Annotated in this window: 22 protein-coding genes; 6 read left to right on the forward strand and 16 right to left on the reverse strand. The window is 64.1% G+C overall.

Translation table 11 applies throughout. The annotated features are described in order from the left end of the window. Positions 1–12: 12 nt before the first annotated feature. Genes glgC through GDR53_RS14005 form a run of 5 tightly spaced genes read left to right on the forward strand, consistent with a single transcriptional unit; the run spans position 13 to position 7,113 of the window. Complete coding sequence (glgC, locus tag GDR53_RS13985; protein WP_193335082.1) at positions 13–1,284, forward strand: glucose-1-phosphate adenylyltransferase; 1,272 nt, start codon at positions 13–15, stop codon at positions 1,282–1,284. Then, positions 1,284–2,744: a glycogen synthase GlgA gene (gene glgA, locus GDR53_RS13990; RefSeq protein ID WP_193338103.1), complete on the forward strand. Its 1,461-nt coding sequence runs from the start codon at positions 1,284–1,286 to the stop codon at positions 2,742–2,744. The genes glgC and glgA overlap by 1 nt, the downstream gene beginning before the upstream one ends. Then, positions 2,728–4,359, forward strand: a complete 1,632-nt coding sequence (locus GDR53_RS13995) for an alpha-D-glucose phosphate-specific phosphoglucomutase (RefSeq protein ID WP_408639764.1) — start codon at positions 2,728–2,730, stop codon at positions 4,357–4,359. Before glgA ends, GDR53_RS13995 begins: the two co-directional genes overlap by 17 nt. A gap of 13 nt (positions 4,360–4,372) precedes the next feature. Continuing rightward, entirely contained in the window at positions 4,373–6,382 is a 2,010-nt protein-coding gene (gene glgX / locus GDR53_RS14000) for a glycogen debranching protein GlgX (protein ID WP_193335084.1), read from the forward strand. Next, complete coding sequence (locus GDR53_RS14005; RefSeq protein ID WP_193335085.1) at positions 6,379–7,113, forward strand: metallophosphoesterase; 735 nt, start codon at positions 6,379–6,381, stop codon at positions 7,111–7,113. The genes glgX and GDR53_RS14005 overlap by 4 nt, the downstream gene beginning before the upstream one ends. A 108-nt stretch (positions 7,114–7,221) precedes the next feature. Here GDR53_RS14005 and ureG read toward each other — a convergent pair whose 3' ends face one another. The 13 genes from ureG to GDR53_RS14070 form a co-directional block, all read right to left on the reverse strand. Then, entirely contained in the window at positions 7,222–7,860 is a 639-nt protein-coding gene (ureG, locus tag GDR53_RS14010; protein WP_193335086.1) for an urease accessory protein UreG, read from the reverse strand. Beyond that, positions 7,857–8,288, reverse strand: coding sequence for a DUF3995 domain-containing protein (locus GDR53_RS14015; protein ID WP_193335087.1), 432 nt, complete (start codon positions 8,286–8,288; stop codon positions 7,857–7,859). The genes ureG and GDR53_RS14015 overlap by 4 nt, the downstream gene beginning before the upstream one ends. Then, positions 8,285–8,947 (reverse strand): urease accessory protein UreF, encoded by a 663-nt coding sequence (locus tag GDR53_RS14020; protein WP_193335088.1) that lies wholly within the window; start codon positions 8,945–8,947, stop codon positions 8,285–8,287. Before GDR53_RS14020 ends, GDR53_RS14015 begins: the two co-directional genes overlap by 4 nt. After that, positions 8,944–9,408, reverse strand: coding sequence for an urease accessory protein UreE (locus GDR53_RS14025; RefSeq protein ID WP_193335089.1), 465 nt, complete (start codon positions 9,406–9,408; stop codon positions 8,944–8,946). The genes GDR53_RS14020 and GDR53_RS14025 overlap by 4 nt, the downstream gene beginning before the upstream one ends. Before the next feature lie 114 nt (positions 9,409–9,522). Beyond that, positions 9,523–9,909 carry an MliC family protein gene (locus tag GDR53_RS14030; RefSeq protein ID WP_193335090.1) on the reverse strand — a complete coding sequence of 129 codons (387 nt, stop codon included), beginning with the start codon at positions 9,907–9,909 and terminating at the stop codon, positions 9,523–9,525. A 145-nt stretch (positions 9,910–10,054) separates the two neighbouring features. After that, on the reverse strand, positions 10,055–10,504 hold the full coding sequence (locus GDR53_RS14035; RefSeq protein ID WP_193335091.1) for a DUF4126 family protein: 450 nt from the start codon (positions 10,502–10,504) through the stop codon (positions 10,055–10,057). Positions 10,505–10,580: 76 nt separating this feature from the next. Beyond that, the gene (locus GDR53_RS14040; protein ID WP_193335092.1) at positions 10,581–11,465 is read right to left on the reverse strand and encodes a methyltransferase domain-containing protein; all 885 of its coding nucleotides are present in this window, start codon (positions 11,463–11,465) and stop codon (positions 10,581–10,583) included. Between the two features lie 53 nt (positions 11,466–11,518). Then, positions 11,519–13,228, reverse strand: a complete 1,710-nt coding sequence (gene ureC, locus GDR53_RS14045) for an urease subunit alpha (protein ID WP_193335093.1) — start codon at positions 13,226–13,228, stop codon at positions 11,519–11,521. 17 nt (positions 13,229–13,245) lie between these two features. Further along, complete coding sequence (locus tag GDR53_RS14050; RefSeq protein ID WP_193335094.1) at positions 13,246–13,644, reverse strand: hypothetical protein; 399 nt, start codon at positions 13,642–13,644, stop codon at positions 13,246–13,248. Positions 13,645–13,704: 60 nt separating this feature from the next. Next, positions 13,705–14,013: an urease subunit beta gene (locus GDR53_RS14055; protein WP_193335095.1), complete on the reverse strand. Its 309-nt coding sequence runs from the start codon at positions 14,011–14,013 to the stop codon at positions 13,705–13,707. Between the two features lie 7 nt (positions 14,014–14,020). Then, positions 14,021–14,275 carry a DUF1272 domain-containing protein gene (locus GDR53_RS14060; RefSeq protein WP_193335096.1) on the reverse strand — a complete coding sequence of 85 codons (255 nt, stop codon included), beginning with the start codon at positions 14,273–14,275 and terminating at the stop codon, positions 14,021–14,023. A gap of 6 nt (positions 14,276–14,281) precedes the next feature. Next, complete coding sequence (locus GDR53_RS14065) at positions 14,282–14,584, reverse strand: urease subunit gamma (protein ID WP_193335097.1); 303 nt, start codon at positions 14,582–14,584, stop codon at positions 14,282–14,284. Positions 14,585–14,592: 8 nt separating this feature from the next. Further along, positions 14,593–15,432 carry an urease accessory protein UreD gene (locus GDR53_RS14070; protein WP_232846630.1) on the reverse strand — a complete coding sequence of 280 codons (840 nt, stop codon included), beginning with the start codon at positions 15,430–15,432 and terminating at the stop codon, positions 14,593–14,595. 50 nt (positions 15,433–15,482) lie between these two features. Between GDR53_RS14070 and GDR53_RS14075 the strand changes: the two genes are divergently transcribed. Then, a complete protein-coding gene (locus GDR53_RS14075) occupies positions 15,483–15,842 on the forward strand; it encodes a hypothetical protein (protein WP_193335098.1) in 360 nt (119 codons plus the stop codon). Between the two features lie 53 nt (positions 15,843–15,895). Here GDR53_RS14075 and urtE read toward each other — a convergent pair whose 3' ends face one another. The 3 genes from urtE to urtD are packed head-to-tail and all read right to left on the reverse strand — an operon-like array spanning position 15,896 to position 18,427. Then, a complete protein-coding gene (urtE, locus tag GDR53_RS14080; protein WP_193335099.1) occupies positions 15,896–16,597 on the reverse strand; it encodes an urea ABC transporter ATP-binding subunit UrtE in 702 nt (233 codons plus the stop codon). Beyond that, positions 16,594–17,667, reverse strand: a complete 1,074-nt coding sequence (locus GDR53_RS14085) for an alpha/beta fold hydrolase (RefSeq protein ID WP_193335100.1) — start codon at positions 17,665–17,667, stop codon at positions 16,594–16,596. The genes urtE and GDR53_RS14085 overlap by 4 nt, the downstream gene beginning before the upstream one ends. A 4-nt stretch (positions 17,668–17,671) precedes the next feature. Then, a complete protein-coding gene (urtD, locus tag GDR53_RS14090) occupies positions 17,672–18,427 on the reverse strand; it encodes an urea ABC transporter ATP-binding protein UrtD (RefSeq protein ID WP_193335101.1) in 756 nt (251 codons plus the stop codon). Position 18,428: the final 1 nt, after the last annotated feature.

The following is an 18,428-nucleotide window of genomic DNA, read 5'->3' on the forward strand; positions in this document are numbered from 1 at the left end:
AGGGATAGACGAATGGCAGACTACAGGGCACCATCACCACTGGCTCGCGAGGCCATGGCTTATGTGCTGGCCGGCGGCCGCGGCACGCGGTTGATGGAATTGACTGACCGGCGCGCCAAGCCGGCGGTGTATTTCGGCGGCAAATCGCGCATCATCGATTTCGCGCTCAGCAACGCCATCAATTCGGGCATTCGCCGCATTTCGGTGGCCACGCAGTACCAGGCGCACAGCCTGATCCGGCACATGTCGCGCGGCTGGAACTTCCTGCGGCCCGAGCGCAACGAGAGCTTCGACGTGCTGCCGGCGAGCCAGCGAGTGCGCGAGGACATGTGGTATGCCGGCACGGCCGACGCCGTCTACCAGAACATGGACATCATCGAGGATTCGGGCGCGCGCTACATCGTCATCCTGGCGGGCGACCACATCTACAAGATGGACTACGAAATCATGCTGCGCCAGCATGTGGATACCGGGGCCGATGTGACCATCGGGTGCCTGGAAGTCCCGCGCATGGAAGCCGTCGGCTTCGGCGTGATGCATGTGGACGGGCGCGACCGGGTGGTCGAGTTCGTGGAAAAGCCCAAGGATCCGCCGGGCATTCCCGACAAGCCAGACATGGCGCTGGCCTCGATGGGCATCTATGTGTTCGAGACGCGCTTCCTGATGGAGCAGCTGCGGCGCGATGCGGCGACAGAAGGCTCCAACCGCGATTTCGGCAAGGACATCATTCCCTATATCGTCAAGAACGGCACGGCCTGGGCGCACCGCTTCCCGCGCTCCTGCGTCCGCTCGAGCAATGAGGAAGTCAGCTACTGGCGCGACGTCGGCACTATCGATGCCTATTGGAAGGCATCGATCGACCTCACTGACATCAAGCCGCAGCTCGATCTCTATGACCGCGACTGGCCAATCTGGACCTATGCCGAGATCACGCCGCCGGCAAAGTTCGTGCATGATTTCGACGGACGGCGCGGCTCGGCAGTGAACTCGCTGGTATCGGGCGACTGCATCGTGTCGGGTGGTCATCTCAACCGCACCCTGCTGTCGACAGGATCGCGCGTGCATTCCTATTCGGTGCTTGAGGAAGCGGTGGTGCTGCCGCATTGCGATATCGGCCGGAATGTGCGGCTCAAGAAGGTCGTGGTTGACCGCGGGGTCAATATTCCCGAGGGGCTGGTGGTGGGCGAAGATCCAGAATTTGACGCCAAGTGGTTCCGCCGCAGCGACGAGGGCGTGACGCTGATTACCCAGACAATGGTCAACAAATATCTGGCGGGACGATGATCGAAATTCTCTCGGTTGCTTCCGAGGTCTATCCGCTGATCAAGACCGGGGGGCTCGCCGATGTGGCGGGCGCCCTGCCGGCGACGCTGCATACCCATGGCGTGACCATGCGGACGCTGGTGCCGGGCTATCCATCGGTGATGGCCAAGCTGGGCGGCGGGCGGGTCGTCAAGGAACTGGACGACCTGTTCGGGGTATCGGCCAAGCTGATCGCAGCCCGGGTCGAAGGGCTGGATGTCATCGTCATCGATGCGCCGGCGCTGTACGACCGGCCGGGCAATCCCTATGTCAGCCCGGATGGCTGGGACTGGCCGGACAACTGGAAGCGCTTTGCCGCCCTGGGCTGGGTGGCGGCGGAACTGGCCATGGGCCTGGTGGAGGGTTACAACCCGCAGGTGCTGCACTGCCATGACTGGCAGGCGGGGCTCGCGCCCGCCTATATCAAGTTCGGCCCGCGGCCGGACATCAAGACGGTGATGACGATCCACAACATCGCCTTCAAGGGATTTTTCAGCGCCGATATCTTCGGCCAGCTGCGCCTGCCGCCGCAGGCCTTCCAGGTCGGCGGCGTCGAATATTATGGCGGGGTGTCGTTTCTCAAATCCGGCATGGAATGCGCCGATTTCGTCACCACGGTCAGCCCCAATTACGCCGACGAAATCCGCACGCCCGAATTCGGCATGGGCCTGGAAGGCCTGCTGAATGGACGGGCCGACACGGTTGTCGGCATTCTCAACGGCATCGACACGACGGCTTGGGACCCGACCACCGACCCTGATCTGGCGCAGAAATTCTCGGCCAATACGCTCAACCTGCGCCAGGCCAACAAGCTGGCGCTGGTAGAAAAATTCGGCCTTGATGGCGATGACGGTCCGCTGTTCTGCGTTGTCAGCCGGCTGACCGACCAGAAGGGTATGGACCTGCTGCTGCAGGTGGTGGACGGCCTGGTCGATCTGGGCGGGCGGCTGGTGGTGCTGGGTTCGGGCGAGTCCTATCTCGAAGACGGCTTCCGGCGGCAGAGCGCGCTGCATCCGGGCAAAGTTGCCATTGCCAATGGCTATAATGAAGCGCTCAGCCACCTGATGCAGGGTGGCGCTGACGCCATCGTCATCCCCTCGCGGTTCGAGCCCTGCGGGCTGACCCAGCTTTATGCGCTGCGCTATGGCTGCGTGCCGGTGGTCAGCCGGATCGGCGGGCTGGCCGACACGGTCATCAATGCCAATCCTGCAGCCATGGCGGCCGAGGTGGCGACGGGCGTGGTGTTTGAATCCAATAGCTCCCAGGCGCTCTATGACGCCATCCGCAAGACGGTGGCGCTCTATCATGACAGCAAGGCGTGGAAGCGCCTGCAGCGGCGCGGCATGAAGTCGGACGTTTCCTGGGATGCCAGCGCGGCGCGCTATGCAGACCTCTATGCCAGCATTACCGGACTCAAGAGCGATGATGATCCAGACCGTTAAGACGACACCCTTCAGCGACCAGAAGCCCGGTACATCCGGCCTGCGCAAGCGGGTGACGGTCTATCAGCAGCCAAACTATGTCGAAAATTACCTGCAGGCCATCTTTGACAGCCTCGAGGGGTTTGAAGGGCAGACGCTGGTGATCGGCGGCGACGGACGCTTCTACAATGACGTGGCCATCCAGACGGCCATCCGCATGGCGGCGGCCAATGGCTTCGGCAAGGTGATGGTGGGCCAGAACGGGTTGCTGTCGACGCCGGCGGCCAGCCATGTGATCCGCCACTACCAGGCCTTTGGCGGCCTGGTGCTGTCAGCCAGCCACAATCCGGGTGGGCCGGATGGCGATTTCGGCATCAAGTACAATATCGGCAATGGCGGGCCGGCGCCGGAGAAGATCACCGACGCCGTCTATGATCGCAGCAAGGTCATCGACAGCTACAAGACCGTGGATGCGCCCGACATCGACCTGGGTGCGATCGGCACGCAGTCCGTGGGCGACATGGTGGTCGAGGTCATCGACCCGGTGACCGACTATACAGCGCTGATGCAGACGCTGTTCGATTTCGGCGCCATCAAGGCGCTGTTTGCGGGCGGCTTCACCATGACGTTCGATGCGATGAACGCCATTACCGGGCCTTATGCGCACAAGATCTTCGAGGACATTCTGGGGGCGCCCAAGGGCACGGTGGTCAACGGCACGCCGTCGCCGACCTTCAACAACGGCCATCCCGATCCGAACCTGGTCTATTGCAAGGACATGTTCGACCTGCTGATGACGCCTGAGGGCCCCGATTTCGGGGCTGCCTCGGATGGCGATGGCGACCGCAACCTGATCATCGGCAAGAACCGCTTCGTGACGCCCTCGGATTCGCTGGCGCTGCTGGCGGCCAATGCGCATCTGGCGCCCGGCTATCGCGACGGCATTGCCGGCATTGCGCGCTCGATGCCGACCAGCGCCGCAGCCGACCGCGTGGCGGAAAAGCTCGGCATCGAGATGCATGAGACGCCGACGGGCTGGAAGTTCTTTGGTAATCTGCTCGATGCGGGCCGGGTGACCATTTGTGGCGAGGAAAGCGCGGGCACGGGCTCGGACCATGTGCGCGAAAAGGATGGCCTCTGGGCCGTGCTGCTCTGGCTCAACATTGTCGCCGTGCGCAAGCAGAGCGTCGACGAGATCGTGCGGGCGCACTGGGCAACCTATGGCCGCAATTACTATACGCGGCATGACTATGAAGAGGTCGATGCCGCCATTGCCGGCCAGCTGATGGACGATGTTCGCGCCAAGCTGCCAGGGCTTGTCGGGCAGAATTTCGGCGAGGACCTGCAGGTCGCCTATGCCGACGATTTCAAATATCACGACCCCGTCGACGGTTCGACAAGCGCCAAGCAGGGCATTCGCATCGGCTTTACCGATGGTTCGCGAATAGTGCTGCGGCTTTCTGGAACCGGGACGGTCGGCGCCACGTTGCGGGTCTATCTCGAACGCTATGAGGCAGCCGATGGACGACACGATCTCGACACCCAGTACGCCCTTGAACCCCTCGTCGGACTCGCCGAACAGCTTGCCGGGATCAAGCAGCGCACCGGCCGCCGAGAACCCAGCGTCATCACCTGAAATCGGATTCAACATGAAACCCACGCTTGTCCCCAATGGGGGCAGTATCGCCCAGCTCGGTGCCACACTCACCGAGCAGGGCGTCAATTTTGCCGTCTATTCGGAAACGGCCACCAATATCTGGGTCTCGATCTTCGACGAGCAGGACCACGAAACCGACCGCTTCGAGCTGGACGTGCACCAGGACCATATCCGTGCGGGTCTGGTCGCGGGGCTCGGCGCCGGCACGCGCTATGGCCTGCGCGCCGACGGGGAATACAATCCCGACCAGGGACTGTTCTTTGACCCGATGAAGCTGCTGGTCGACCCCTATGCCAAGCGGCTGGACCGCGTCTTCGTGCGCTCGCCACGACTACGGCTGGATCGCAGCGAAGCGGTCGATACCGCGCCGCTGATCCCCAAGGCGATCGTGGGCGATATGGGCAATGAGAACATCCTGCCGCGCAAGAAGGCGCCGGGCATGTTCTACGAGATGAATGTTCGTGGCTATACGATGCGCCACCCCAGCGTGCAGGGGCCGCTGCGCGGCACCATCGCGGCGCTGACGACACAGCGCGTCATCGATCACCTCAAATATATCGGGGTCGACACGCTGCAACTGATGCCGACGGCTGCCTGGATCGATGAGGGCCATCTGCCCGTGCTCGGCCTCACCAATGCCTGGGGCTACAATCCGGTGGCCTATTCGGCCATCGACCCGCGGCTGGCGCCGCGCGGCCCGCAGGAATTGCGGAACATGACCGATCTCTACCGCAAGAACGGCATCTCGGTGATCCTGGACGTGGTCTATAACCATACCGGGGAAAGCGATGCCCAAGGGCCGATGCTCAGCCTGATGGGGCTTGATGCCAAGACCTATTACCGTTTCGTGGAAGTGGACGGCAAGCAGCACCTGGTCAACGATACCGGCACAGGCAATACGCTGCGCTGCGACCATCCGGCGACGCAGCGCCTGGTGATCGACAGCCTGCGCTACTGGGTCGAAGAAATGGGCGTCTCCGGCTTCCGTTTCGACCTGGCGACCGTGCTGGCACGCGATCCGGGGTTCAACCCCGAGGCGGAGATGCTGCAAAAGATCAAGGCCGACCCCGTACTGAGCCAGTGCATCCTCGTGGCAGAGCCCTGGGATCCAGGTCCGGGCGGCTATGCGCTGGGCCAGTTCGGCAAGGAATTCAAGGAACACAACGACACCTATCGCGACGAAATTCGCGAGTTCTGGCGCGGCGAGGACGGCAAGCTGGGCGCGCTGGCCGGCAAGGTGGCGGGTTCGGCCGAGATATTTGACTCCGCGGGGCGCAAGCCCAGCCATGGCGTCAACATGCTGGCCGTGCATGACGGGTTCACCCTGCGTGACCTCGTCAGCTATATCGACAAGCACAACGACGCCAATGGCGAAGAAAACCGCGACGGCCACAGCCACAATGCCTCGTGGAATTGCGGCGTTGAAGGCGAGACCGAGGACGAGACGATCATTGCCGCGCGCAAGCGCGACGTGCGGGCCATGCTGGCAACGCTGTTCGTGTCGCGCGGCGTGCCGCTGCTGCAGCAGGGCGACGAGATGTATCGCACCCAGCAGGGCAACAATAATGCCTATGCCCAGGACAACGAAATCACCTGGCTGGACTGGGAACATGGCGATGGCGACCTGGTGGATTTCGTCGCCGCGATGAGCACGTTCCGCAAGGAACACCCGGCGCTGACGCATGACCATTTCCTCACCGGCCAAGAGAAGAATGGCGTGCGGGACGTGGTCTGGCTGCATCCCGACGGGCGCGAGATGAACGAGGGCGACTGGAGCGATTCCAGCGGCTCCGTGCTCGGCATGCTGCTGCGCAACAAGGATGACGAGGTTCTGGTCTGGTTCAACCGGCGCGCCGAGCCGGTGGTTGCCCATCTGCCGGAAGGCGCGTGGGTCGTTGGCGTCGAATCCGACAATACCGCGGCAGTGGCGATTGCCGAGGGCACAGCAACGCTGACGCCCCGGTCCGTCGTTGCCCTGGTGCGACCGACGGACAGTGAATGATCGTCGCCCAGCTCAGCGACATTCACGCTGACGGATCTGCAGCGCGGCTGCAGCGGTTGGACCAGGTTCTCGCCTGGCTCAGGCCGCTGCGGCCGGACGCCATCATCGTCAGCGGCGATCTGGCGGAGTTCGAACACGCTGACAGCTACGCCGCCATAGGCGACCGCCTCGACAGTACCGGCGCGCCCTATTACGTGGTGCCGGGCAATGTCGATGACCATCACGCGATGGGACGGGTGTTCGGCCCACAGATGGGCTGGAGCGACAGGCGCCCGCTGAACTGCGTCGGCGCGGTTGGCGCCGAGCTGCGGGTGATCGGGCTGGACGTTACCGTGGCGGGCGCCCATCACGGCGATGCGGCGCCGGTGCTCGACTGGCTGGCGACGACGCTGGAGGCGGACGGGCCGCCGGCGCTGATCTTTCAGCACCAGCATCCTTTCCTGTGCGGCATTGACGAGAAAGACCGCAATATCTGCCGCAATGGCGACAGGTTGGCGCAGGTGATCAAGGCCGCCCGCAACCCGGTGCTGGGATTGACCTGCGGCCATGTGCACCGGCCGATGTTCACCCGCTTTGCCGAGCGTGCCGCGACGATGGCGCCATCCGTCACCCGCGCCAACCGGCTGCGGCTGGATGGGCGCGAGCCCGCGATCAGCGATCCGCCGGGCCTATTGGTGCATCACCTGAAGGATGGGCGACTGGTCAGCCATGTGGTGATGGTCGGCAGCTGAACGCCGCCGAAGCCGTCCGGCTGGCTGGCTATTCAGCCGCCTTGCCATTCGAGCATAGCTCTCATGGCCTTCTCAGCTAAAATCCCGCCACTGACAGGATTTTGCCTTTCAGGCCGCTTCCAAGTCAACCAGACCGCCGGCCCGCTCGATGAAGGCGATGATCTGATCGAGGCTTTCGTGCCGCAGCAGGTCGGTGAAGACATAGGGGCGGCCCTCGCGGACCTTGATGGTGTCGCTTTCCATGACCTCAAGGCTGGCCCCGACATAGGGCGCCAGGTCGGTATGGGTGATGATCAGCAGATCGGAGCGGGCGATGGCCGGCCCGCCCTTGCGGGGGATCTTTTCGCCCTGGGCCACCGAGATGACGTAGAGGGTGATGTCCGCCAGGTCGGGCGAGAAAGTCGCCGCCAGATTGTCGCCGCCGCTTTCGATCAGGATGATGTCGAGATCGGGAAACTTGCGGTTGAGATCGTCGATGGCCGCCAGGTTGAGCGAGGCATCCTCGCGGATGGCGGTATGCGGACAGCCGCCGGTTTCGACGCCGACAATGCGATCTTCGGAAATGGCCTGGGCGCGCGCCAGGATCAGCGCATCCTCGCGGGTATAGATGTCATTGGTGACCACGGCCATGGAGTAGCGGTCCCGCATGGCCTTGAGCAGGTTTTCGCACAAGGTGGTCTTGCCCGAGCCGACGGGGCCGCCGATGCCGATGCGAAGAGGTCCGTTTGGGCTTCTGGTGACGTTCATAGCAGCCTCAGGATCACGAGTAGGAGGAAGCCTGCGCCGAGCAGCAGGCAGAGCGGCGAATAGACCCGGCGGTCATTGAGCCGGAAATTGGGTTCGGGGGTTTTCTGCGCCCACCAGGATGTATAGCCGATGATGCCGCGCCCGAGGAACAGGGCGGCCAGGGGGATGCCGAGCAGGGTCAGCGCGACGCCGCCGCTGTCATGGTCGGCGAGGGCAAGCGCCAGCACCCCGGCCAGCAGCTTCCCCAGAGCGATCGCCAGAGAGATCCGCTTGCGCGGCATGTGCTGGATATCGCGGGTGCCGACCACGGTCTGGGCCAGCAGCTTTTCAGTGCGGATGGGCCAGGTCTGGCCGATCGACCAGATCAGGTGGGCCACGGACACCGCCAGCAGCAGGACAAACATCAGGGAGGCCAGCGGGATGCTCATGAGCGAAAAATCCTTGTCGTCAGCGTTTCATGGGCCATCTGGGCAATATCAGCGGCATAGGCAACCGCGCCAATATCGTCCAGTGCGGCATGCTGGCACAGATCGGCCATGGCGGCGATGTCACCTTCCAGCGCCGCCATGATCGCCAGGCCATCGGACTGACCGATCGGCACCAGGCGCACCGCGACCGAGACCTGGCTGTGCACGGTGGCGGTCAGGTAGGAGAGCAGCGTCGACTCCAGGTCGATGGCGTGGCCGGCGGCAATGGCGCCCACGGCGATGGGGTAGGGGCAGGGCTGCGGCAGATGCGCCAGGACCGGGGTGGGCCAGGCCTTGAGAGCCGTGGCGAACGCGGCGCCGGTGATGGTGGTTTCCTCGTGCCGTTCGCGGGCCGGGGTGAGCGCCAGGCAGAGATCGGCCAGCTCCCGCAGCGCGTGGGGATCGAAGCAGGCGCGATGGGCATGGGCGAGCAGGATGGCATCGGTGCGCAGGCTGCCATGGGTGAGCACGCTGCCGACCCATTGCCCGGTCGTGTCACGATCATGCACGGTGCCACTGAGAATCGCGGATTCCAGGCCTGCGGACCATGCGAAGGCGCCCACCGGGAATGCGGGGGACAGCCAGGTCAGCAGTTTCTGCAGGTCGGCAGGCGCGGTCATCGGGCGAGCAAAGCGTGGCCGGTATCGCCATGGCTGTGATAGGCGCCATGCTCGGCGAAAAACGGTTCGGTGACGTCGGCCACGGCGGCGCCCAGGCCTTCGAGCATGGTCTTTAGCACATGGTCGCGCTTGATGAGGATGCGGCCTTCCTCAAGCTGGGCGGAGGTGTGGCGATTGCCGATATGCCAGGCGAGGCGAACCAGATGGGCGGTGGAGCTGGCGTGGATGGCGTATAGCAGTTCGGGTGCCGCAACGATGGCGATGACTCGGCCATTGTCCAGCTCGAGGGCGCCATCGTGATCGAGGGTCACCGTGCTGGGAAAATCCACCATGACTTCGGTGCCGCCCGCGCAGGTCAGCAGCTTGCGGCGCAGGCGCCGTTCATCATGGGCCAGGGTGATGGTATCGAGCGGTGCGCCCCGGCCATGATGGGCGGGCAGGTGCGAGATGGCGCGGAGCATGTGCAATTCCTTGGGGCGAGCCCGGTGGTCAAAGGCTTCCCAACCTTGCACCTATTCTAGCTGCTCCAGCGCCCGGAATGAAGAGGCCGCGTCGCCCTAAATCAGCCCGCCGGCTCAAGGAATGTTGTTGATTTCCGAGCAGGTCAGGACGGGCTCGGCATCCGCGTCAAGGGTCGCGTCGAGCAGACTTGCCTCCACCCCCTTGGTGGTCCAGATCCATTTGCCGGCGGCATAGCGGACACCCGAGCCCGAGAGGACGGCGGCAAAGACCAGCGGTTGTGTTTCATCGGCCAGCGGCACTATGGCCAGGAAGTTGGGGGCCGCATTGATATAGGTGACCACGACTGGGGTTTCCGTGCCGCAATCGTAGCGCATGACGCGCTGATCGAAATCGCCGGACTGGGTGGTGATCGTCAGCTGCAGCGCGGTTTCGGCGGCTGTTGATGCGCCGGTCAGTGCGAGAGCGGAAAGGACGGTAGCAACAAGCAGTCTGGCTGGCATGGGTGAACTCCGTTTGGCTTGGGGCGATAAGAGCACAGGCAGGCGGCGGAATTGCGGAGGCCGGGGCGGACAGCATCAGCCGCCTGCGCCGGGAGGTCAAAGCTGGCTTGGGCCCTTGTCGGATCGGCCAATCGCGGCCGATGGATCAGACCAGATAGACGAGCAGAATAGCGCCGAGGACGGCCACGGCATCTTCGAGCAGGGCGGCGGGCAGATCGCGACCAAAGGCCTTGGCCAGCCTGCTGCGCAGTTCGGCGCCGGCCAGGGTGCCGATGACCGCGCCGATGGCACCCAGGATGGCACCGATGATCCAGTCGCCGGTGAGCAGACCACCAGCCAGGGCGCCGACCACGATACGGGTGCCGAACTGAATCGCCACCTTGCGGCTGGGCGTGTTGGGCAACTGGTCCGTCACCAGTTCGGCGATGGCCAGCAGGGCCAGGACGACGAGGGTAATGATATGGCCGACAAAGCTGAGAGGGCTGGCACTCAAATCAATCCAGCCGAGCCAGGCGGCCAGGGAAATGGCTGCCAGCGGCGTCATGGCCCGCAGGCCCGCAACGACGCCGATCAGTAGTGCAAAGACATAAAGCATGATGTTTGCCCCTATAGAGGCGGTCTGGTGACCGCGCGACAATAGTGGCGCGTCCGGCAGATGTCGGCAAGATGGATCAATTGCGCGTCAGCAGGTAAAGCGCGCCGGGAATGGGCTGATCGCGCTCCTGGCGGATGGGGCGGCTCTGCGTGACATCGAGGGTGAAACCGAACTGATCTGCCAGGCGCGCAATATAGGCTGCGGGATGCGCAAAGCGGCCGCTCGAGCGCAGGACCGGCGCGTCGCCGGCAGTGGTTTCCACCGAGAAAACGAGCAGACCCTGCGGCACCAGAAGGGTCGCCGTTGCTGCAAATATCGCTTCGAGAGGGCCGAGATAGACAAAGACATCGGCGGCGGTGACCAGATCATAGGGGCCGACCAAAGCGGGGTCGTTGGCTATGCTGTCGAGCAGGTCGCCGGTGCGTAGATGTCGATAGAGGCCGCGTTCATGGGCCTTACGGGTCATGCGGGGGGCGATGTCGATGCCGTGGATAGTGGCCACCAGGTCGCTGAGCGCCGCGCCGACCAGGCCGGTGCCGCAGCCCAGATCGAGCAGGCTGGCAAAGGGGGCGCGCTCGGCCAGCAGGGCGCGGATGGCCTGGGGGATGCGGTAGTTGAGGTCGCCGGTCAGATGCGCGTCGAAATCGTCGGCATAGGTATCGAAAAGGTCTGCCACGTAGCCGGTGGCCTGCACATCGGCCGGTCCGGACAGGGAGGCCAGCATGTGGGCGGCGTAGCGGTCATAGGGCACGATGGCCAGAGCCCGGGCAAAGCTGATCTTTGCCGCGTTCTGGTCGCCCAGATCGAGTTGCGCCTTGCCCAAGCCGCGCCAGGCGGCGCTGTCCTTGGGGCGCAGGGCCAGCGCGGCCGTGAAGGCCGCGACGGCCTCGTCCGGGCGGCCGCCGGCCAGCAGGGCTTCGCCGCGCGCCGTCGGGTTTTCTGCTGAATCAGGCTGCGACATGGCAGGTCCTCGCGGCGACCGGTGATGGAGCGGCCGCCGTGCTGGGCGCCTGACTAGAACAGGAAATAGCGCTGCGCCATGGGCAGTTCGGTGGCCGGTTCGCAGGTCAGCAATTCGCCATTGGCGCGCACTTCGTAGGTTTCGGGATCGACCTCGATTTCGGGGGTCTCGGCATTGTGGACCATGGCGGCCTTGCCGATGCCGCTGCGGGTATTGGTCACCGGCAGCATGTGCTTGGCGACGCCCAGCTTGTCGCGCAGGCCGTCATCATAGGCGGCCTGGGAGACGAAGGTGACCGAGGAAGAGGTCAGCAGCTTGCCGAAGCTGGCGAACATGGGCCGGTAATGCATGGGCTGCGGCGTGGGGATCGAGGCATTGGGATCGCCCATGGGGGCGGCGGTGATGGAGCCGCCGAGCAGGATCATCTCCGGCTTGACGCCGAAAAAGGCCGGGTGCCAGAGCACCAGATCGGCGCGTTTGCCGACGGCGATGGAGCCGATGTGCTGGCTCATGCCATGGGCGATGGCGGGGTTGATGGTATATTTGGCGATGTAGCGCTTGACGCGGAAATTGTCGTTGTCGCCGGTTTCCTGCGCAAGGCGGCCGCGCTGGCGCTTCATCTTGTCGGCGGTCTGCCAGGTGCGGATCAGTACCTCGCCGACGCGGCCCATGGCCTGGCTGTCCGAGGAGATGATGGAGAGCGCGCCCATGTCGTGCAGGATGTCCTCGGCGGCAATGGTCTCCTTGCGGATGCGGCTTTCGGCAAAGGCCACGTCCTCAGGGATGGACTGATCGAGGTGATGGCAGACCATGAGCATGTCGAGATGCTCGGCAATTGTGTTGACCGTGTAGGGGCGCGTGGGATTGGTCGATGACGGGATGACATTGGGCAGGCTCGCTACCCGCAGGATGTCGGGGGCGTGGCCGCCGCCGGCGCCTTCGGTGTGGAAGGCGTGGATGGTGCGGCCCTTGAAGGCGGCAATGGTATCCTCGACAAAGCCACTCTCGTTGAGCGTGTCGGTATGGATCATCACCTGCACGTCATAGTCATCGGCCACCGAGAGGCAGTTGTCGATGGCGGCCGGGGTGGTGCCCCAATCCTCATGCAGCTTGAGGCAGGAGGCACCGGCCAGCACCATTTCAACCAGCGGGGCGGGCAGGGAGGCATTGCCCTTGCCGGCCAAAGCCAGGTTCATCGGGAAGCCGTCAAAGCTTTCGATCATGCGCTGGATATGCCAGGCGCCGGTGCAGGTGGTGGCCAGCGTGCCATGCGCCGGGCCCGAGCCGCCGCCCAGCATGGTGGTGACGCCGCTCATCAGCGCTTCCTCGATCTGCTGGGGAGCGATGAAGTGGATATGGGCATCCATGCCGCCGGCAGTCAGGATGCGGCCCTCGCCGGCAATGGCCTCGGTTGAAGGGCCGATGATGATATTGACGCCGGGCTGGGTGTCGGGATTGCCCGCCTTGCCGATGGCGGCAATCCGGCCGTCCTTGAGGCCGACATCGGCCTTGTAGATACCGGTGGAGTCCACGATCAGCGCGTTGGTGATCACCGTATCGACGGCGCCTTCGGCCCGGGTACGCTGGCTCTGGCCCATGCCGTCCCGGATCACCTTGCCGCCGCCGAACTTGACCTCTTCGCCATAGGTGGTGAAGTCCTGCTCCACCTCGATGAACAGCTCGGTATCGGCCAGGCGCACCTTGTCGCCTGTGGTCGGGCCATACATGTCGGCATAGGTGGCGCGCGAGATACGAGCAGGCATGGTGTCCTCGTTCAGGTTCAGCCGAAGGTTGGCTTGGCGTGGGTGCGATAGTTCTTGAGCGCCGCCTCAATGACGGCATCGAGCAAAGCAGCGCCGGCCAGGGTGACGTCCTGGCGAGCATTGACGGCGGCCAGCGACAAAGCGAGGGCCTGCAGGGTATAGGCAGTGCGGCCGTTCTCGGCCTTGAGCGCGGTATTGCCCTCGGTGTCAATCTGGCTGAGCAGGGCGATGGTGTCGGCGTCGGTCAGTGTCGACTTGAAGCCGGCCCAGCTCTGGGAATCGCGCGTGCTGCACAGACGATCAGCGCTGCCGCCGAGGCTGTACATGGCCTCGCCATCGGCCATGCCGGTTGAATGCAGGTCGGCGACGACGGCGGTCAATTCAGCAAGAAGTCTGGTTTCGGCTTGGGTGTTCATGGTCAGCTCCGAGATAAGGTCGCGCGCCCTTTTATGGATAGTTGGGGCACAGGCCCAGCGTTAATCCAGAGCGCCCATGATCTGCTGGCGGAAGCCATAGACGGCGCGGTCGCCTGCAAAGGGGATCAGCCGCACCTCACGGGCCTGGCCGGGCTCAAAGCGCACGGCCGTGCCCGCGGCGATGTCGAGCCGCATGCCGCGGGCGCGGTCGCGGTCAAAGACGAGGCCGGAATTGGCCTCGAAGAAATGATAGTGCGAGCCGATCTGGATCGGGCGATCGCCAGAATTGGCCACCTCGATGGTGATCTGGGACGCGCCGACATTGAGCTCGATATGGCCGGGAAGGGTGATGATTTCGCCTGGGATCATGGTGTGCTCACGCAGCGTTGGCCGGGCCGCAGCCGGCGGGCTTGAAGATGCGGATGATGGATGGCGGATTGTTGGCCAGCTTGCCGGCCGGGCGGATGGGGCGGGGGACAAAGCCGCCACCGCAATTGGGGCAGATGCCGGCCAGCCGGTGTTCGACGCAGTCCGCACAGAAGGTGCATTCGAAACTGCAGATCATGGCATCGGTTGCCGACGGGGGCAGGTCCTTGTCGCAGCATTCGCAGGAGGGGCGCAGTTCGAGCATGGCGACCTAGCGGATCGGCTGGTGGACGGTGACGAGCTTGGTGCCGTCGGGGAAGGTGGCCTCGACCTGCACGTCGTGGATCATTTCGGCAATGCCATCCATGACCTGGGCGCGGGTGATAACGTGGGCACCAGCTTCCATCAGCTCGGCCACCGGGCGACCTTCGCGGGCGCCCTCGACAACGAAATCGCTGATCAGGGCGATGGCTTCGGGATGGTTGAGCCTGACGCCGCGCTCCAGGCGCTTGCGGGCCACGATGGCGGCCATGGCAATCAGGAGTTTGTCTTTTTCACGCGGGGTCAGGTTCATGGCGGGTCCTATAGATGCCAGAGGCGCGGCAGCGAGCCGGCGCCGGAAAGCTCAGCCAGAATTGGAACGATCAGGCGGCGCATTGCAAGGCCTGTTTGCGCCAGGACGCGGACGACAAGGCGTTCGCCATTGGCGCTGGCGGCAATCCGGCCTTCTTCGGGCAGTGTAGCGCGCAGGTGAACAAGGCGGGCGGCGCAGGCGTCGGCATTGGGGGCGATGTGGAGCACCGTGGCAAAGGCGCGCTTGCCGGCCAGCAGGGGCAGCCCTTTGCGTTCGGCTTCGGTGCCGTCGAGACGGGTTGCCTCTGCATGGATCAGGCGTCCGTTGCGGCGCACCCGCCAGTTGTCGCGCAGCCGGGCATCAAGCGCGACTTCGCCCATGGCGTCGCGGCCGAGCAGGATGGCTTCGATGGCGGTGAGGCTGGCGCCGTCGGCCAGATCGATGTCGATGCGGCGATCAAGCTGGCTGGCGGCAAACAGGATGGTTTCCTGCGGCAACCAGTCGAGGTGGGCATTGGCGCCAACTTCAAGACGGGTATGGACGCTGGCTGGACCTCCGAGCGAGCGATAGATGCGTTCGCAGGCCTGGGTGGTCAGCACGGCCCTGCCGTCGGCGGCAATCTGCGCCGTCCAGTCCATGCGATCGCCGCCGGTCAGCCCGCCGGCGGTATTGATCAGGACCGCCTCAAGGGCGCTGGAATGGGTGTGCGGCAGGCGAATCTTGGCGCAACCGTCCTGATAGAGCCGATCCAGCCGGGTGACGCCGTCGCTCTGCTTGGTGCTGATGCGCCCCGCGCCGCGGGCGCGCTGCATGGTCGGCAAAAAAACGTGATCAATGTCAGTAGGCACGTTGGCAACCTTATTCACCGTCAAGCATTTCTATTGTGAGCAAACGCTCTATGACCACAAAAAAACAAAGGCTTAGAAAAATGCGTTTCACTAATATTGTATCCGCTGCCGCTCTTGCTGTCGCTCTTGGTTTTTCCGGCGCCGCATACGCACAGACTATGGTCGGTGGCGTCAGCGTTACTGAGATTGATCTCCCCCGCGTTCAGGCCATGTGCGACCAGATGGTTGGCGAGACGACCACTGCTGGCGCAGAGACCGACTCCACGATGACGCCTGCTGCACCAGCGGCCGACGCGACCGATTCTGACTCCAAGGTCATCGATGACATCACCCTGAGCGATTGCGTCGAAGCCGGCCTGCTGCCTGAAGACACCGTAATCCCAGCTGAAGAAGCTGCTACAACCATGTAGTGCCGATACCTTCGGGTATTATGCGCCCGGCCTCGGCCGGGCGTTTTCTGTTTCTAGACCATCAAATGGCGGCGGACCTCGGGACGATCCAGATCGCTGGCCGGGCCCGCATGCTGGATTTCGCCGCGGTCCATGACGTAGATATCGTCAGCGATTTCCCGGCAGAAGTCGAGGAATTGCTCGACCAGCAAAATCGTCATCCCCTTTTCATCGCGCAGAAATTGCAGCGCCCGGCCAATGTCCTTGATGATGGAGGGCTGGATGCCTTCGGTGGGTTCGTCGAGCACGAGCACCTTGGGCCGTGTCACCAGTGCCCGGCCGATGGCCAATTGCTGCTGCTGCCCCCCCGACAGATCGCCGCCGCGCCGCCCCAGCATGGATTTGAGGACGGGGAAGAGCTCGAAAATATAGGGCGGAATGGACCGATCAGCGCGCTTGAGGCCGGCATAGCCGGTTTCCAGGTTCTCCTTGACCGTGAGCAGCGGGAAGATCTCCCGGCCCTGCGGCACATAGCCGATACCCATGCGGGCGCGCTTGTAGGGCGGCGCCTTGCGCAGCGCGGTGTCACCGAAACGGATGTCTCCCGCCGAAATATTGTGCACGCCGGTAATGGCCCGCAATGTCGACGACTTGCCGACGCCGTTGCGCCCCAGCACGGCGGTGATGCGTCCTGGCCGACATTCGAGCGACACCGACTTGAGCGCCTGCGCGGCGCCATAGTGCAAATCGATGGCATTGATCGACAGGGCGGTCATGGGAATCCGATCTCTTTGAGGAAGGTGTCCATCTGGCTGGTCAGGTCGTCATCATGACCCAGCCAGATATGGCCACCCGAGGGGAAGAGGACGAGCCTGGCGCCTTTGACGGTCGCGGCAATGTAGCGCGCAGCCAAAGCCGTGCCGAAACGGTCGTCCTCGACTGAAATGGCGAGTACCGGGGCGGTGATGCGCTCCAGAGCGGAAGGGGCCGGATGACCGGCAAGACGGGCATCGTTGGCCATGCCGTCGACGCGGCGGCTGACCGGGAGCAGTGACCACAGGATAGCACTGGCGCGCGCGACTTCAGCGGGCGACGCGGTCTGCAAGAGAGCAGGATCGGTGGCGAGCAGGGTGCCGGTCAGCAGGTCGGGCACGGTGCGGATGGCCGCCCAGAACAGGAAGTCTGAGCGGAACAGCTGCATGGCCGCCTCGACGCCCGCTGGCGCATTATCGGCGGTGACCGCATCCCGGCTGGGCACATAGGTGGCCGGCACGATGGGCAGAAGCGCGGCGCAGCGGTCAGGGTGGCGGATGGCAAATTCGATGGCCGAGAGCGCCCCGGCGGAGCCGCCGGCAATGGCGACCCTGTCGATACGCAAATGATCGAGCAGGTCGACGAAGGCATCGGCCTGATTGGCGCTGGAGGGGTCGGCGGGAAGATTGGAGCGGAGATAGCCAAAGCGCGACGGGGCGATGACGCGATAGCCGCGCTCTACCAGGCCATGGGCGAACATCAGGCCCTGGTCGAAGCCGCCGCCGGTGCCATGCACCATGAGGACGGGAGCGCCCGCGCCGCGCTCGGCATATTCCAGCGCCCCGAAGCGACCTTGGACAAGACTGGAAAGGTTGGGGTCGATAGCGGCATTGGCCGCTTGCATGGAATGGGCAAAGCTGGTTGCCGCCATAGTGCCGCCAATGGCGGCGCCGCCTGCCACCACGCCCATTGCCAGAAGTGTCCGCCGTGTCACCATCTGCCATTTCTCCCGGGTGAGGCCGGCGGACGAAAACTGCGCCCCCGATCGAGGAGAATGGTAGTCGTTGATCTGGCAGCGGGCGTTGATTTCCATCAATTCAGCGCCCCAGATAGCGTTCGATAACGACGGGGTTGGCGCTGACCTGATCGAGGGTTCCTTCCGCCAGGACCGAGCCTTCGGCCAGGCAGGTGACGCGAGAGCCCAGCTCGCGGACAAAGCTCATATCGTGCTCGACGACGACCACGGAGCGGGTTTTGGCGATGTCGCGCAGCAGCTTGGCGGTCTCGACGGTTTCGGCGTCGGTCATGCCGGCCACCGGCTCGTCGACCAGCAGCAGTTTTGGATCCTGAGCAAGTAGCATGCCGATTTCCAGCCACTGCTTCTGGCCGTGGCTGAGGTCGGCAGCCAGTTCATCCTTGCGGGCGAGCAGGCGCACCGTTTCGAGGATTTCGGTGATGCGGGCGATATCGGGGCCGTCGGCGACGTAGAACAGGGCCGAGAAGACGCCGCGCGGCTTTTTCAGCGCGAGCTCGATATTATCCCAGACCGTCTGGCTCTCGAACACGGTGGGCTTCTGGAACTTGCGGCCAATGCCCAGATTGGCGATGGCAGCCTCGTCCAGCCTGGTCAGGTCGGTTCGGCCGTCAAACAGCACCTGGCCGTCGTCAGGGCGGGTCTTGCCGGTGATGATGTCCATCATGGTGGTCTTGCCCGCGCCATTGGGGCCGATAATGGCCAGCATTTCAGCGGGATGGACGATGATGGAGAGGTTGTTGATGGCCTTGAAGCCATCAAAGGCCACCGAGACACCATCCAGATAGAGCATTGTGCCAAGCTTGTTGGAGTCGGTCATG

This window comes from Devosia beringensis, assembly GCF_014926585.1.
In the GTDB taxonomy this organism is placed as follows: Bacteria; Pseudomonadota; Alphaproteobacteria; order Rhizobiales; family Devosiaceae; genus Devosia; species Devosia beringensis.